This is a genomic window from Caballeronia sp. LZ001 (genome assembly GCF_031450875.1).
Lineage (GTDB): Bacteria > Pseudomonadota > Gammaproteobacteria > Burkholderiales > Burkholderiaceae > Caballeronia.
On record NZ_JARTVX010000004.1, the window covers coordinates 3,221,267 to 3,236,459 of the forward strand.

Annotated in this window: 17 protein-coding genes and 1 tRNA gene; 6 read left to right on the forward strand and 12 right to left on the reverse strand. The window is 59.4% G+C overall.

The window, feature by feature from the left end; all coding sequences use genetic code 11:
• Positions 1-365: 365 nt before the first annotated feature.
• The 6 genes from P9292_RS26000 to P9292_RS26025 all read right to left on the reverse strand — a co-directional run bounded on the left by P9292_RS26000 (position 366) and on the right by P9292_RS26025 (position 4,183).
• Positions 366-1,256: a plasmid-related transcriptional repressor protein gene (locus P9292_RS26000; protein WP_309961964.1), complete on the reverse strand. Its 891-nt coding sequence runs from the start codon at positions 1,254-1,256 to the stop codon at positions 366-368.
• Positions 1,257-1,837: 581 nt separating this feature from the next.
• Positions 1,838-1,913 (reverse strand) — tRNA-Ala (locus tag P9292_RS26005).
• Between the two features lie 60 nt (positions 1,914-1,973).
• The gene (locus P9292_RS26010; protein WP_309964189.1) at positions 1,974-2,318 is read right to left on the reverse strand and encodes a c-type cytochrome; all 345 of its coding nucleotides are present in this window, start codon (positions 2,316-2,318) and stop codon (positions 1,974-1,976) included.
• A gap of 2 nt (positions 2,319-2,320) precedes the next feature.
• Positions 2,321-3,124 carry a BON domain-containing protein gene (locus P9292_RS26015; RefSeq protein WP_244826698.1) on the reverse strand — a complete coding sequence of 268 codons (804 nt, stop codon included), beginning with the start codon at positions 3,122-3,124 and terminating at the stop codon, positions 2,321-2,323.
• Between the two features lie 22 nt (positions 3,125-3,146).
• A complete protein-coding gene (locus P9292_RS26020) occupies positions 3,147-3,734 on the reverse strand; it encodes a phosphoheptose isomerase (protein ID WP_309961966.1) in 588 nt (195 codons plus the stop codon).
• An 89-nt stretch (positions 3,735-3,823) separates the two neighbouring features.
• A complete protein-coding gene (locus P9292_RS26025; protein WP_309961968.1) occupies positions 3,824-4,183 on the reverse strand; it encodes a YraN family protein in 360 nt (119 codons plus the stop codon).
• A gap of 74 nt (positions 4,184-4,257) precedes the next feature.
• On the opposite strand from P9292_RS26025, the gene rsmI reads away from it, so the two are divergent.
• A complete protein-coding gene (gene rsmI, locus P9292_RS26030; RefSeq protein WP_309964191.1) occupies positions 4,258-5,139 on the forward strand; it encodes a 16S rRNA (cytidine(1402)-2'-O)-methyltransferase in 882 nt (293 codons plus the stop codon).
• A gap of 46 nt (positions 5,140-5,185) precedes the next feature.
• Here rsmI and P9292_RS26035 read toward each other — a convergent pair whose 3' ends face one another.
• Positions 5,186-5,614 carry a septal ring lytic transglycosylase RlpA family protein gene (locus tag P9292_RS26035; protein WP_409015197.1) on the reverse strand — a complete coding sequence of 143 codons (429 nt, stop codon included), beginning with the start codon at positions 5,612-5,614 and terminating at the stop codon, positions 5,186-5,188.
• Positions 5,615-6,454: 840 nt separating this feature from the next.
• On the opposite strand from P9292_RS26035, the gene P9292_RS26040 reads away from it, so the two are divergent.
• The 3 genes from P9292_RS26040 to P9292_RS26050 all read left to right on the forward strand — a co-directional run bounded on the left by P9292_RS26040 (position 6,455) and on the right by P9292_RS26050 (position 8,284).
• Complete coding sequence (locus tag P9292_RS26040; protein WP_250466279.1) at positions 6,455-7,099, forward strand: MBL fold metallo-hydrolase; 645 nt, start codon at positions 6,455-6,457, stop codon at positions 7,097-7,099.
• Entirely contained in the window at positions 7,096-7,731 is a 636-nt protein-coding gene (locus P9292_RS26045; RefSeq protein ID WP_250466277.1) for an exonuclease, read from the forward strand. The genes P9292_RS26040 and P9292_RS26045 overlap by 4 nt, the downstream gene beginning before the upstream one ends.
• 82 nt (positions 7,732-7,813) lie before the next feature.
• On the forward strand, positions 7,814-8,284 hold the full coding sequence (locus P9292_RS26050) for an Lrp/AsnC family transcriptional regulator (protein ID WP_244826692.1): 471 nt from the start codon (positions 7,814-7,816) through the stop codon (positions 8,282-8,284).
• A 3-nt stretch (positions 8,285-8,287) separates the two neighbouring features.
• On the opposite strand, the gene P9292_RS26055 is transcribed toward P9292_RS26050, so the two are convergent.
• The 3 genes from P9292_RS26055 to P9292_RS26065 all read right to left on the reverse strand — a co-directional run bounded on the left by P9292_RS26055 (position 8,288) and on the right by P9292_RS26065 (position 10,985).
• On the reverse strand, positions 8,288-9,469 hold the full coding sequence (locus P9292_RS26055; RefSeq protein ID WP_309961969.1) for a cation diffusion facilitator family transporter: 1,182 nt from the start codon (positions 9,467-9,469) through the stop codon (positions 8,288-8,290).
• A 195-nt stretch (positions 9,470-9,664) separates the two neighbouring features.
• Positions 9,665-9,967, reverse strand: coding sequence for an H-NS family nucleoid-associated regulatory protein (locus P9292_RS26060; RefSeq protein WP_244826690.1), 303 nt, complete (start codon positions 9,965-9,967; stop codon positions 9,665-9,667).
• Between the two features lie 352 nt (positions 9,968-10,319).
• A complete protein-coding gene (locus tag P9292_RS26065; RefSeq protein ID WP_250466273.1) occupies positions 10,320-10,985 on the reverse strand; it encodes a HugZ family protein in 666 nt (221 codons plus the stop codon).
• Between the two features lie 198 nt (positions 10,986-11,183).
• On the opposite strand from P9292_RS26065, the gene P9292_RS26070 reads away from it, so the two are divergent.
• Entirely contained in the window at positions 11,184-12,368 is a 1,185-nt protein-coding gene (locus tag P9292_RS26070; RefSeq protein ID WP_309964193.1) for an MFS transporter, read from the forward strand.
• Positions 12,369-12,425: 57 nt separating this feature from the next.
• Here the strand turns inward: P9292_RS26070 and P9292_RS26075 are convergent, their stop codons facing one another.
• Positions 12,426-13,571: a branched-chain amino acid ABC transporter substrate-binding protein gene (locus tag P9292_RS26075; protein WP_244826687.1), complete on the reverse strand. Its 1,146-nt coding sequence runs from the start codon at positions 13,569-13,571 to the stop codon at positions 12,426-12,428.
• Positions 13,572-14,165: 594 nt separating this feature from the next.
• Here P9292_RS26075 and P9292_RS26080 point away from each other — a divergent pair.
• Complete coding sequence (locus tag P9292_RS26080) at positions 14,166-14,867, forward strand: dienelactone hydrolase family protein (protein ID WP_250466311.1); 702 nt, start codon at positions 14,166-14,168, stop codon at positions 14,865-14,867.
• Positions 14,868-14,995: 128 nt separating this feature from the next.
• Here P9292_RS26080 and P9292_RS26085 read toward each other — a convergent pair whose 3' ends face one another.
• On the reverse strand, positions 14,996-15,181 hold the full coding sequence (locus tag P9292_RS26085; RefSeq protein WP_244826686.1) for a hypothetical protein: 186 nt from the start codon (positions 15,179-15,181) through the stop codon (positions 14,996-14,998).
• Between the last annotated feature and the right edge of the window lie 12 nt (positions 15,182-15,193).

The following is a 15,193-nucleotide window of genomic DNA, read 5'->3' on the forward strand; positions in this document are numbered from 1 at the left end:
GCACTTCGAATCAAAGGTTATTCACAAGAAATTTTCGGTAGGAGAAAGGTAGAAAGATGGTAGAGAGCAAAGAGTCTCTCGGAAACGCTTCGCCACAAAGGATTCGAGCCAACTGCCCGGAACGCTATCCCGATGAAACGGAATGCTAACCCGACACTGAGGAACGCTACCCCGATGCAGGCGGAATGCTAACCCGATCGAGCGGAACGCTACCCCGATTGAACCCGTTTTCATTTCAAATTACGCTGAAAACGGATCACACTCGCGGGGATGACGCTTAAAGATCGAACGCGACGCGACGCGGCTTGACGAGGGAATTCATCCTACAAATTTGCGCTACCGTGCCCGCGTCGCGTCCTCATCGATCATTCAATGCGGGTCAAAATGGCCTGTTCGATACCTCTACTGCTAACGCCAATCCGTCCGGCTGTAATTACCTCCACGCGCTCTAGTTCTTTCATGGCGGAAATCAGAGAGACTTTGAATTTTCGTATCGGACTTCGGTACTGCATCTTGTCTTTCAGCCATTCGAGGCGGAAGTACTGATTAGAGTCGTCCGAGGTTGCCACGAGCCTTTGAAGAGCTTTGGCCATGTCTTGACCTCGGCGGATTTGCATCCGTTTCGACCAGTCAATGAAAGCAAATTCATTGTTTGCATATAAATGTCGCCATCTCGGGTCGAGCCTAATGATGTACGTTTTGCGTGCCTCATCGTATTCGAAAGCATCCAGCAGCCGCAGGGGTCTTTTGGTGCCCACCTGCATTTTTGGCTTGCCGTCGCTAGTTGTCTCGATCACAAGCTCCCCAGCACAAAACGCGTTTATCGTGCGATCAAGCCACGAATACTCACTTTTGCTCGTTCCTCTATTGGTGGAGCGAAGAATGTGAGCGCGACAGATCGGAACGGGTTCGCCTAGCGGATACGCTTTTGCTTGATGGATAAGCTCCATCAGAATGTCGCAGCTTGGCTCGTCGTGCTGTATGCCCGTGTGGATCATTGCCGCATCGCTGCGCGTCACTATTGGACTGTCGCGATGTCGAGCCTCTGTACCTCTCGCGATCGGTGCGAAAAGGCTCGATCGAGCGAGGTGGTTCGGCATCGTGCGTCTCGGATCGAATCGCCCCGGCAGGTAAAATTGCGTTGACGGCTCATTCTCCGCAACCCTCAAAAAGGCGTCAGCTTGATTCTTCAGCAGTCGCGCAACTGCCTCGTTAGGATCCATGTGTTGCCGCACCGGATCTGCGATGAACGTCACAGATCAGAATTCCGGGCTGCGCGTTGATGACTTTGTGGATCGGGTAGCGCTAGCCTCTAAGCGCTGTCGCATAATCTGCTCGGCTTTCGTCGGCCGACCCCGGCGCGGCATCGGCGAGATGTCTGTCGACACGGTAGTGTCAACGCTCGACGTTACGTGCGCTCCAAGCCAAGCCTCAACGTCCTCAACTCGCCAAAGCAGCCGCTTCGTTCCCGGAAGCCGGCACAGGGGAGGAAGCGACTGTGGATTACGAGTCGCGTCGCTTCGAACGCTTGCGACTGATTTGCGAAGGCACTGAGCCGGTTGATCGACGGTAAGTAACGCTTGCATGAACATTAGCCCGTATGCGTCGCGTCTCTTGCACACGACGGCGTTGGTTAGCTGATGGATGCAAGATTGAGTTATACAGTCGCGAAAGTCTCGGTAGAGTCGAGAAGCGTTTCTTACCAGCCAGGAAACGGCCACACCAGATGACATCAGCGCCACAAATTCGCCACACCCAGTGTGCAAAAACCTGCCCTAGAACGCAAAACAACGCACTACATCGCAAGACGTAGTGCGTTGTTTCTAAAGCAATTTCGTGGTGGAGAGGAGGAGGATCGAACTCCCGACCTTCGCATTGCGAACGCGACGCTCTCCCAGCTGAGCTACCCCCCCAACGAAGTAAAAGTGTATCACAAGCATCTCGACGAAACGCAAGCCCGAGCCGCCACCAGCTTACTTCTGCGGCGCTCCCGCCAGCACCCACGCGACCACGGTCTTGATGTCCGCATCGTTCATCGAAGGATGCGAAGGCATCGGTATCGATCCCCACACGCCCGCGCCACCCTTCTTCACTTTCGCTTCAAGCTTCGCGCTCGCGGATGCATCGCCCTTGTATTTGTCCGCCACTTGTTGAAACGACGGCCCAACGAGTTTGCGATCCACCGCGTGACATCCCATGCACGCATTGCTGCGCGCAATCGCCATCGCATTGGCGGCGGATATAGGCTGATCCGCCGCATGAACCAACGCCGACACACTCAAAAGCAAACCAGCCACGACACAACCACGCAGTCGCATCATCACTTACCCACTGGCGCCGGAGCCGCACTTCCCGGATGAACATCCGAATTCTTGACGGGCGCGGGCGTCTGCTGATCCAGCGGACGCGATGTCACCGATGAATCCGGCACCGTTCCAACCGTGGCCTCAGGCGCCGGGGCACTCGCCGCCGAGACGCCGCTCGCATCCGATGCCGCCGCCGCCTCCAGCGCCTTGGCTTCTTCCGGCTTGATGTACTGGAACACCTTCACCACTTGTTCGACGCCCGGCACGCGCGCGGCGACATCCGCGCCATGCGCGCCTTCATCCGGCGTGACGAGGCCCATCAAATACACAATGCTCCGCTCGCACACGACCTTGTAGTAATTCGCGCGCAAGTCCTTCTCGCCGACCATCGCGGTCTTCACGCGGCCTTCGAGGTACGAGTCGTTGGCGCGCGAGGAAATAGAACTCGCGCCCTGCACCGACAGTTCATTGACGATGCTGCCCACGTTGTTGATGTCGTGCACGACAGACTCGGCCTTCTGCTTCGAGGCATCGTCGGGTACTTCGCCCGTCAAGAGCACGCGCCGGTTGAACACGGTGACATTGACATGCGCCGTGTCGGGCACGCTCTCGTTAATCCGCGATAACGCCTTCACCTGGATCTCGCGATCTTCGGTCTGCGCGCCGAGCGTGCGGCGATCGGTGGCGATCAAGGTGCCGCCGCCCATCGCACCGACCACCGCGAGCGCACAGCCCTGCAGTGTCAACGCAACACCCGACAACATGCTCACCACCAACGTGGCGTTCGCCAGCGTCGCCTTCACGCGTGTCTTGTTCATCAACTCGTTTTCCCCTTTGTGTTCAGTCGTCGCCCAGCAGCATCGCGTCGATGCCGTCGCTCAGGCAGTGAATGGTCAACAGATGGACTTCCTGAATACGCGCCGTCCGCTCGGAAGGCACGCAGATATGTATGTCGGTGTCGATGAGCACCTCGGATATCACGCCGCCGCCCTTGCCCGTCAGCGCAATCACGATCATCTCGCGTTCGTGCGCTTCCTGAATCGCCGCGAGCACGTTTACCGAGTTGCCCGACGTGCTGATGGCAAGCAGGACATCGCCCGCATGTCCCAACGCACGAACCTGCTGCGAGAAGATCTGTTCGAAGGCGTAGTCGTTGCCGACTGCCGTGAGTATCGATGTATCGGTCGTCAGCGCAATGGCCGGCAATGCGGGACGCTCGCGCTCGAAGCGGCCGATGAGTTGCGCGGCAAAGCGTTGCGCGTCGGCGGCCGAACCGCCGTTGCCGCACGTGAGAATCTTGGAGCCGTTGGCGAGCGCGCTGAACAGCGTGTCGACTGCCGACGCGATCGGGACCGCCAGCACATCGAGTGCTTCGAGCGTGAGCGCCGCGCTGTCGCGGAATTGCTGTTGAATGCGTTCGACTGACATCGACTCTCGATTATCGGCCGCGGCGGCGGCGGTTGTTGCGTGTGAATGCTGCGCAGTTTACCGCATGCATGCCGCGGCACACCTCAACATCAAGTGCCGTCGGCACGAAATGCATCCGTCACCCAGCGAATGCGTCCCGCATCGAAGGCGATCACGTCGAAGCGGCACGCGGGCAACGCGCCGCGCCACTTCGTCAGATAAAACTGCGCGGCGCGCACGATCCTCTCGCGCTTTCTGGCATCGACGCTCGCGGCGGCATCCGCGAACCGGCGGCTCGCGCGCGCCCTGACTTCGACGAACACGAGCGCGCCGCGTTCATCGGACATGACGAGATCGATCTCGCCGCCACGGCAACGCACGTTGCGCGCGATGAGCTTCATGCGCTGCCTTTGCAGGTACTCGAGCGCGCGCGCTTCGAAAACATCGCCGAGCGATTTGGACACAGGCACTCCTCAAAAGTTGTCGAGCGTTGAGCGCTTGCACGCGTGGCAAAATGGCAGTCTTTCCTTCGACGCCCGCGCTCATGCTTCAGATCTCCGAATTAGCCGACGGGCAGCACTATCCGACGGGCGCGCTCTATGTGGTCGCCACGCCGATCGGCAATACGGCGGACATCACGGTGCGCGCGCTGCACGTGCTCGGTCTCGTCGATCGCATCGCCGCCGAAGACACGCGCAACACCTCGCAACTGCTCGCGCGCTACGGCATCTCGAAGCCGTCGATCGCCGTGCACGAACATAACGAACGCAGCGCCGCCGAACGCGTGATCGAGCATCTGAAGAACGGCGAGCGCATCGCGTGCGTGTCGGACGCGGGCACGCCCGGCATTTCGGACCCAGGCGCACGTCTCGTCGATGCCGTGCGCAACGCGGGCTTTCCCGTCATCCCCTTGCCGGGCGCAAGCGCGCTCACCACTGCGTTGAGCGCGGCCGGCGCGTGGGTCAGCAGCTTCTCGTTCATCGGCTTCCTGCCGTCGAAACCCAAACAACGCGCCGCGCAACTGCGCACGTTGAGCAAGCATTCAATGGCGCTCGTGTTTTACGAGGCGCCGCATCGCATCGTGGAAACAGTACGCGCGCTCGGTGAAGCGCTCGGCGGCGGGCGGCAAATGCTGATTGCACGCGAATTGACGAAGTTACACGAGAGCCTTCATCGCTGCACCCTGGCCGAAGGGCCAACGTGGCTCGAAGCAGATGCCAACCGGCAACGCGGAGAATTCGTGCTCGTGGTGCAGGGCGCACCGGAGGAAGAAGCATCGGACGATGTCAACGACGAGCTGCTCACCACGCTGCTCGAAGAGTTGTCGGTGAAGAGCGCGGCGCGCATCGCGGCAGCGCTCTCGGGCGCATCGCGCAACGTCTTGTACGAACGCGCGTTGATACTCAGCAAACGCTCGGAAGAATGAAAAAAGGCCGTCGCGATGACGGCCTTTTCATGGATCAGACGCAGGTTCAGTTCACGCCGTCATCCGCCAGCGACTGCGATTGCTCGCGCGCCGCCCGCGCTTCCTGCTGCGTCAGTCCTTCGATCTTCACCTTTTGCGTGCCGCTGCTGCTCATGTCCAGCGCCGATGCAGCCGCATACGAAAGATCGATCACGCGGCCACGCACGTAAGGTCCGCGATCGTTGATCTTAACCACCACCGTCTTGTGATTCGCTTCGTTCGTCACGCGCACCCATGAAGCCAGCGGCAACGTGCGATGAGCGGCGGTCATCGCATTCATGTTGAACTTCTCGCCGCTGGCCGTCTTGCGGCCGTGGAACAGGCGACCGTACCAGGAAGCCTTTCCCTGCTGCTCGAATTCGCCGACGTTCGGGCCGCTGGTAATCGGCTGCGCGTTGGCCAGCGACTCACCCTGTGCTTGCTTCGGAGCAGGCACGGAGCTCAGGTTGTTGTCAAAAGCGAGCGGTGCGGTAGAGCGGGCACTCGTCGTGCTGACGGTGGTTGTTGTCTGAGGATTGGACGCGATGTCGCCCGAACCCGGTGCGGCGCAACCAGCCAGTACTGCGACGGCTAGCAAGCTACCGACATGTCGAAGATATCGAGCATTCATAGGCGTGTCTTCATTGTTTGTAGAGCGGCCGCGCCGCGCTGGAAGCGCGCGCAAGACTGCTCGAAAGGCGAGCCGCGCAAAGCAGGACGCCGTTCGAACTAGCGAACGGCGAACTGATGCTCGGATGCGGCGTACTCTTGCCGCAAAGCCCGGTTATTGTTCACGTCTGGCGCAGCCTGTCCCCGGCAGCCTGACCAGACCCCACGTGCCGCCATCGAACATGACAACGGTTCGCGCGCTATGAGACGTTGTTTCAGCGCAGGAACGGCGGCGTAGGCCCCATCCGGTGCGACGGCAGCTAAGGCCGTCTGACAGACGCGCGGCGCCTGACCGGACAAGACGTGTGCACCAAATGACGGTGCTTGAGTTGCAGTTACGAGGCTTTCAGCCCCCAACAGCGTACTGATAACAATTGTAAAAACGCACTAGCGTTCATACTTTTGTCCATTGACGGCATGGTCAAAGCCATGCACAAGTGTCGTCATTATACAAAAAAACGGGGGTCCGGCTCCTCCGACTGCATATTTCGTCATTGATTTTCGCTATGACCGTAAGAATTGCAGCTCTGGAAGCGGCCTCCGGGCCTTTATGGAGGCTGACGCAAGCGTGATCCGGCACCGGTACAATGCACCTTTTTACACGCGACTTCGTCCCGGTGAGAGTCTTATGAAAGTCATTCTTGTGCCCGTGACGCCGTTCCAGCAAAACTGCTCCATCGTAATCTGCGAGACGACGCAGCGCGCCGCCGTGGTCGACCCCGGCGGCGACATCGAGCGCATCATCGCCGAGGTCGAGCGGCAAGGCGCGAAGGTCGAAAAAGTGCTGCTGACGCATGGTCATCTAGATCACTGCGGCGGCGCGAAGGCACTCGCGGAACACTACGGCGTCACCATAGAAGGACCGCATCGGGAAGACGCGTTCTGGATCGACCAGTTACCCGCGCAATCCAAGCGCTTCGGTTTTTCGGATGCCGAAGCCTTCACGCCCGAGCGATGGCTCGAAGACGGCGACACCGTGCGGTTCGGCGAGGAAAGCATGGAAGTCTATTTTTGCCCCGGTCATACGCCCGGACACGTAGTGTTCTTCAGCCGCGAGCATCGGCTGGCGCTCGTCGGCGATGTGCTGTTTGCCGGCTCCATCGGTCGCACCGATTTTCCGCGCGGCAATCACGCCGAACTGATCCGCTCCATCCGCGAGAAGCTCTGGCCGCTCGGCGACGACGTGACCTTCGTGCCGGGCCACGGACCTGCATCGACACTTGGCGAGGAACGCCGCTCCAATCCCTATGTGGGCGACGGAGTGAGCGCATGAACGCCATTCCCGAAATCTATGTCAGCACGGATGTCGAAGCCGACGGTCCCATTCCCGGTCCGCACTCGATGCTGAGTTTCGCGTCGGCCGCGTTCACCGCGGACAAACAGCTCGTCAGCACGTTCTCGGCGAATCTGGAAACACTCGAAGGCGCGGCGCCGCATCCTGTTCAAGCGGCATGGTGGAAGACGCAGCCTGAGGCTTGGGCCGCGTGCCGTATCGATCTGCAGAAGCCCGAAGTCGCGCTCGTCAAGTACGTCGAATGGGTCGAGGCCCTGCCCGGCAAACCGGTGTTCGTGGCGTATCCGGCAGGTTTCGACTTCACCTATATGTTCTGGTACATGATGCGCTTCGCCGAACGCTGTCCTTTTTCGTGGTCCGCGCTCGACATCAAGACACTGGCTTTTGCGATAACGGGCTTGCCGTATCGGAAGGCGATCAAACCGCGTCTGCCCAAGCACTGGTTCGACGACCTGCCGCATACGCATGTCGCGCTCGATGACGCTATCGAGCAGGGCGCGCTCTTTTGCAACATGCTGGCGGAGCTTCGTGCCTCGCAGGCCGCCACACAAGCCACTGCGGGCGAAACTGAAAGCATCGTCGAAGGTAAAAACGCGCCGACAGGCCGGTGAGTTAGGGAAACTACCTCAGTGCAGCCGCTTTGCATTGCGTTTCTTTTTCTGCGCCTCTAACATTAGGTCAGATCGCGACCGAATGGAGGCGCAGTTGACTCTAGATACATTCTCACAAAAAATCCTGCGTCTCCTGCAACTCGACGCGCGGCGGTCCGTTCAGGAGATTTCGGATCAGGTCGGGCTTTCGAGTACGCCCTGCTGGCGCCGTATCAAGGACATGGAGCAGTCCGGCGTCATCCAGCGTTACACCGCCCTCCTCGACCGGGAGAAGCTCGGTCTGCACGTTTGCGCGCTCGCGCATATCCATTTGACGCGGCACACCGAAGGCGGCGTCGAACAGTTCGAACGCGAGATCGCCACCTGTCCGGAAGTGACCGAGTGCTACAGCACCACGGGCGAATCCGACTACATTCTCAAGATCGTGGCGCCCGACATCAAGTCATACGACGCGTTCCTGCACGAGCGCATCTTCAAGATTCCGGCCGTGGCGCAGGTTCGCACGAGCGTCGTGCTGCGCGAAATCAAGTTCGATACGCAACTGCCACTCTGAACATCAAGGTCGAGCGGGCGCGTCACGCGTCGTTCGAAGCGCATGGGTTACGCGTAACTCGTGCGCGCCAAGCTTTCGCTTGAGGGCATCGATATCGATTCGGGCAAGGCGCGCCGCCGCGTCTTCGCCTAATTGATCTGGCAAATGCGCTGGCAAAACAATATCCATATCGAAACCGCTGCTCAGGTAATGCAGATTCAACTCCTCTATTGGCAAGCTCTCTGCGCCGAAAGCGGCGCGCACGGCGTCCATTGCAGTGGACCGCAACGGGAAATTGCCGGGCAGCGGGTTGAGCGCGTCGCTTTCCGGATCGACGTGAATGAGCGCATCGATCACGCGCGGATCGGTCATTACGTGCGCACGCGCCGATTCGGCAATGAAATGTCCCTCCGAAACCGAAATACGCGGATCGACGAGAATATGCGCGTCGACGATTGCCAGGTCGCCCATTTTCCGAGTACGTAATTCGTGGACTTCACGCACACCGGGCGTGCCGAGCAAAATGGCGCGTAAATCAGCGGCGGCGGTTTGATCGAGCGCCCGGTCCGACAAATCCTGGAGCGCATCCCACGCGAAACTCCAGCCCATTTTGCCGACCATGAAACCGACCAGTGCGGCGGCAATCGGATCGAAAAATTTAAGTCCTGCGAGACGGCCAATAATTCCAAGCGCCACGACGAGTGACGAAGCGGCGTCCGAACGTGCATGCCAGGCGTTGGCCACGAGTAATGCCGAGCGCACGCGTTCTGCCGCGCGCAGCATATATCTGAACAAGGCTTCTTTCGATACGAGGACGATTAACGCAACCACCAGCGCGCTGGCGTGAACGGGGGGAATATCGTCCAGGTTTAGAATTCGCGTGCCGGCGCGCCATAACATTCCCGCACCGACTGCAATCAACAATCCGCCGAGGAATAACGACGCTACCGTTTCATAACGGCTATGACCATAGTTGTGATCGTGGTCCGGCGCTGCCGCCGAACGATGGTTGGCAATCAGAACGATGAAATCGGAAACCAGATCGGATAGCGAATGGACGCCGTCCGCAAGCAGCGCTTGAGAATGGGCAATAAAACCTACGGTCAGTTGCGCCGTGCTTAAAACGCAGTTGAGCGCAATGCTGGTCCAGGTAGTCGTCCGCGCAACGTCCTGCTTTTCCTTGGCACGAGCCGTCGAAAGCGACATGTAATTTGCCTTGAGCCAAACATGTATGTCGATAAATCTTAACGCCGTGCCTGGCTTCGCGCTTTCAATGCGCTCTTCGCTCGGGTAAATAGGACAGACGGCGACATTAATACGTGCCGTTACGCGTGCGAACTCGCTAGTCGGAAAAAAAGCCGCGTTCTAAGCGCGGCTCTTTTCACTGAAATCTGGCCCGACTTATCTGCCGATCAGAAAGCTATCGCGGTCCTGTCCCGCAATCCACTTTGGCGGCTTACCACGGCCCGACCACGTGCTACCGCTTTCCGGGTCACGGTATTTCGGTGCAACGCCGTTACGGGCACGAGATGCCTTCGGAGTCTTAGCGCCGCGACCACCGGCTAGTTCCTGAAGCGTGATGCCGTAATCCGCCATTTTCTGCTTGATCTCATTGAGCACTTCGGCGTATTCACGCGACTTCGCTTCTTCAATCTGACGTTCCAGAGACTCGCGCTGCGCGAGAAGTTCCTTGTATGAAGGCATGGCAATTTCCTGAGTGGTTTGCTGAATTACGAGTCTGTTGCCCGCTTTACGTTTTCGATAAAGCCTCGGATGGCACGCAGATTAACACATATCGGATTAAGGCGGCATGTGCGCATTGCCACTTAAATTGAGTTTCAGCGGCTTTCCTCGTAACAATGGGCCGTCTGTTCGCTTCTCGCCCGTAGCACCTCTCGGGAAAGTAGTAAGGAATAGACGTCGTTAATCGTGAAAAATTGGCGCGCAATGAAATGCCGTCGACGCTCTTTGGGCAAATATTTCACCGGATGACAGTTTAGATGCAGCCGTTCCTCATAGTAAGCTGTCTTTTTGCCATCCGGTTAATGAATGCTGCCTAGCTTTGCCGCTCGATGCAATCGATTAGCGCGGTCCTCAATTCGTCCCCGTTAAGTTTCGGCTTATCGAAGGTAAAACGATTGCGTGTGCCGTCGCGCAGCAAATCGCATCCGTATCGGTCTATCCCTAATAATGCAAGATTCGCCGGCCGAGCGTTATAAGCATCGAAAATCTTGCAGAGCGCGACTTCATCGGCGGAAGAAACCGGCTCCAGATCATCCAAATCTTCTGCGCGCAGCCATCCCATTGCACCAAAACCGCCAATAAATCGCATTCGTTCCAGCGACATCAGCCAGAACGAGAAATCGCCCAACTCCAGATAACGCCCCGCGTCCGGGTGATATCGCAAATAACGACGCGACAGTTCTTCATATTGCGCAAGCGGCGCGGGCGCGAATGTACCGAGCATGGTCAATCGCTGTCCTTCGAGAACGCGCCCTTCCGCCGCGTGAGTAATCAGAAAACCGGCCCGTCCGTCTGCCTGAAGATTGCGTGTATGTTCGGCGAGCTGGCTGATCAACAACATTGGCGTATGGTGAGCGGTCGGCGCGAAAGGCAACGCGGTTGGATAAGGAAAACCGCGTGGGTCTCTCGACTGCGTGGCGAGCGTGCCTTCTGGCATGCGATGCAGCAAATGCAAAGGCGCTTGCGACGGGATATGCATGAATCTCCTTTTTGATTATTCGAGTTTGATGCGACCGATGGTAAAGCACGGGCATCGAGCGTGTCTGCTAGCCGTTCGATAGAATCGAAAGCTCCCGCGAAATGAGGCAATCTGCAAGGTTGTCCTGCGTTCGCATCACTCTTTCAAACTTTTCGTTCGTGTCCGACTCGACCTCTCTTTCCGCCTCCCGCGAGTCAAATCCGATGCAAGCCTTGCATCGCAGCCTCCCCGGCCGCCGCCCGCAAGCGCGCCCGCTATTCGACGATGGCCGTGTTCTTCATCGCCGGCATGATGTACGCCTCGTGGGGCGTGCATGTGCCGACCGTGCGCGACAAGTTCGCGCTCAGTCCCGGCATGCTGTCGTTCGCACTCTTCGCCGTCGCTGGCGGCTCGATCTTCGCCATGCTCACAGCCGGTCCGTGGATCGCGCGAGCCGGCACGCGCATGGCCTGCATGGCGGGCGGCCTCACCATGATGTGCTGCGGCGCGCTGATTCTAGTCGTCCCGGCTTTCTGGATGCTGCTCATCGTGCTGGCGTTTTTCGGCTTCGGCATGGCCACACTCGATGTCGCCATGAACGCCGAGGCCAGCGCCGTCGAAGAAGCGCTCGAGCGCCCGATCATGTCGTCGCTGCATGGCATGTTCAGCGTGGGCGGCATGGCGGGCGCGGCGGTCGGCGGCGCGTTGCTCGCGCACGGCCTTGCGCCTGCCGCGCACCTTGCTCTTGTCTCGGGCGTCAGTCTGATCGTCTTGCTCGTGTCGATGCCCTACGTGCTGCCGCACGTGGCGCATCACGATGAACACGCGAAATCGTCGTCGTCGAATCGCTGGCGCTCGGGCGCGCTCTGGGCGTTGGGCGGCATGGCGCTCGTTGCGTTGATCGCGGAGGGCGCCATGTACGACTGGGCCACCGTGTACATGCGCGACGTCGTGCTCGCCACGCCCTCGGTCGCAAGCGCCGCTTATGCCGCGTTCTCGGGCGGCATGGCGGCCGGTCGCTTTGGCGGCGATGCCGTGCGCGCTCGCTTCGGCGCGCCGCAATTGATCTTCGGCAGCGCGGGACTCGCGTTTATCGGCATGGTGATGGCGCTCGTCGTGCCGAACGCGGTCGTGACCCTGGGCGGCTTCACGCTGATGGGCCTCGGCCTCGCCAACATGATGCCGGTGCTCTTCGCGGCCGCGGCGCGCGTGGAGGGCGTGACGGCGGCGGAAGGGCTCGCGCAGGTCGCGGGCCTCGCGTATTTCGGCTTGCTGCTCGGACCGGTGCTGATTGGCGGCGTCGCGCAAATCAGCACATTGCCCATCGGGTTGTGCGTGGTCGCGGCTTGCTGCGCCTTGATCGCGCTGATCGGACCGAAGATCCTCAAGCGCCTCAAGATATAAAAAAACGCGCGGACCTTTGAAGTCCGCGCGTTTCCTGGAGCCGAAGGCCCGCCGTCATTACATCTTGACGACGTCCAGCAAGCTCTTCTTGCCCTTCTTGTAGTCGTACAGCGAGATCACGCCGTGCTTCAGGTCGCCCTTCGAATCGAAGGTCGTCTCGCCGATCACGCCCTTGTAGTCCGTGTTCGGCATGGCGGCAACGATCTTCGCCGGATCGGTCGAGTTTGCGCGCTTCATCGCGTCGACGATGATATACACCGCGTCATACGTGAACGGCGCGTAGATCTGGATAGGCTGACCGAAGCGCTTCTGGAACTTCGCCGCGAACGCCTGACCGCCTTCCATCTTTTCGAGCGCCATGCCGGCTTCCGAGCACACGATGTTGTCGGTTGCGTCGCCAGCCAGGTCGGCCAGCTTTTCCGTGCAGACGCCGTCGCCTGCGAGAACCTTCGCGCGCAGGCCGAGCTGCTTGGCTTGCTTCGCGAACGGGCCGCCGGTTGCGTCCATGCCGCCGTACATCACCGCGTCGGGGTTCTCACCCTTGATCTTCGTCAGAATCGCGCGGAAGTCGACTGCCTTGTCGTTGGTCGCATCGTGCGAAATGACCTTCAGGCCAAGTGCCTTCGCAGTCTTTTCGAACTCGTTGGCGAGACCCTGACCGTAGGCGGTCGAGTCGTCCACCACGGCGACGCTCTTTACCTTCAATTGCTTCGCGGCGTAGTTGGCGAGCGCCGGGCCTTGTTGAGCATCGGTCGCGACGACGCGATACGTCGTCTTGAAGCCTTGCTGCGTGTAGGTCGGGTTCGTGGCCGACGGCGAAATCTGAACGATGCTCGCGTCGCTGTAAATCTTCGATGCCGGGATGGACGTACCGGAGTTCAAGTGACCGACGACGCCGACAACCTTGTCGTCGACCAGCTTCTGTGCAACCTGAGTAGCGGTACGCGGGTCGGCCGCGTCATCCTGCGCGTCGAGTTCCAGCGTGACCTTCTGGCCGCCGATGGTGAGACCCTTCGCGTTGATTTCCTCGACTGCGAGCCGCGCGCCGTTTTCGTTATCCTTGCCCAGGTGAGCAATGCCGCCGGTCAGCGGAGCGACGTGACCGATCTTGACGACCTGGTCGGCTGCTGCGGATGTTGCCAACGTAGCGAACAGCACGGCTGCAGCGCTGATCGGCAACAGTTTGTGAAGCTTGGTGTTCATGTAAGTCTCCAGTTTCGGTCCCAAAAACAACGTAATCGCCCTGTGCCCCGTCTTTCATCACGATCGCTCAGTCCCGTGGACGACCACGCCGGATGCATCGTCATGCACTTGGCAAGTCCTTCTGGCTGGCCATTTTTGGCGGCCGCCATCCGCACTGCGCGCAAGTGTAGGGGTGTCAAATTAAATTAGGGAAGTTTTTTAAGATACTGGTGTGACTACCGATTAAAGGCCAGTTGAGAAGCGCGGGCGTTTGTGGTGGCGTTCCGTGAAGACGCCCTGTTCATGCGGGTTTCCAAGGGGCGGACGTGTGCCGGTTTAGCGCGCTTCAAGAGCGGCGGCCGTTTGCCGATAATCCCGCGCGCTCGCTTCATTAGCCAGTTTTTAAAGCCGCTAAGTCGCCAAGTGTTTAGACCAGCCGCTCTAAAAATCCTTTTTCCGTCAAAGGTCATGCCAGCGCGGCCCAGATGCGCTCAGGCGTCTGAAAGGGAAAGCTGGCACACTCACTCGCCAACGCGGTCCGAGGCTGGCGAATCAACGCACACAGCCGCCTCAAACGCGCATGTTCAATCGAGCTAAAGGAGCAATGACATGACCATTTCCACCACTTCCCGCTGGATCGACATTCCTGCCGATGGCGGCAGCTTCCAGGGCTATCTCGCCCTGCCAAAGACGGGCACCGGACCCGCTGTGATCATCCTGCAGGAAATCTTCGGCGTGAACGCGCATATTCGCAGCGTCGCCGATCAATATGCGGCAGATGGCTACGTGGCGCTCGCACCGGACGTTTTCTGGCGCACGCAACCACGCGTGGAGTTGGGTTACGACGGCGCGGATCGCGAAAAGGCGATGGAACTGCTGCAAAAGACCAATCTCGATGCAGCCGTCGGCGACGTCGGCGCGGCCGCCCAGGCATTGCGCGCGTTGCCCGAAGTGACGGGCAAGGTGGCGGCCATCGGCTTCTGCTTCGGCGGACGCCTCGCTTATCTGGCGGCGGCGCAAGAGTCGGTCGATCTCGCCGTGGCCTATTACGGTGGCGGCATTCAGAATCAGCTCGATCAGGCCGACAAAATCAAATCACCGATTCAATTCCATTACGGCGAACTAGACGCGCATATTCCTTCCGATGCCGTCGCCAGCGTGCGCGACCGTTTTGCGGGCCGTTCGGATTCGGAACTCTATCTTTATCAGGGCGCCGATCATGGCTTCAATTGCGGTGATCGCGCTTCATATAACGCGAAGGCATCGGCGCTCGCGCACGGCCGCACCTTGACGTTCCTCGGGGAATATCTGGTCTGAATATGTTTCGTTCGACGGCGCGTAATGTTCGCGCCTGAAAAGACAAAACCCGGCTTGACGGCATTAGAGCCGTACCGGGTTTTGATCAGGGGCGGACGTGCTGATTAAAGCGCATCCGCCCGCCGCGCCTAAACCAGCGCCGGCAGTCCTTCCACGAGCAGGAACGCAACCAGCACGCCCAAGAGCGCGCCGAATACGCGCAAGGCGTTGTTCTTGAAATGCGTCGCGCAGGGAATGGCGCCGAGGAACAAGGCGCCAGCGAGCGCCATCGGGATAATCAGAATGAAATCGCCGATTGTGAAGTAAGTCGTCATGGTGCGTCTCCC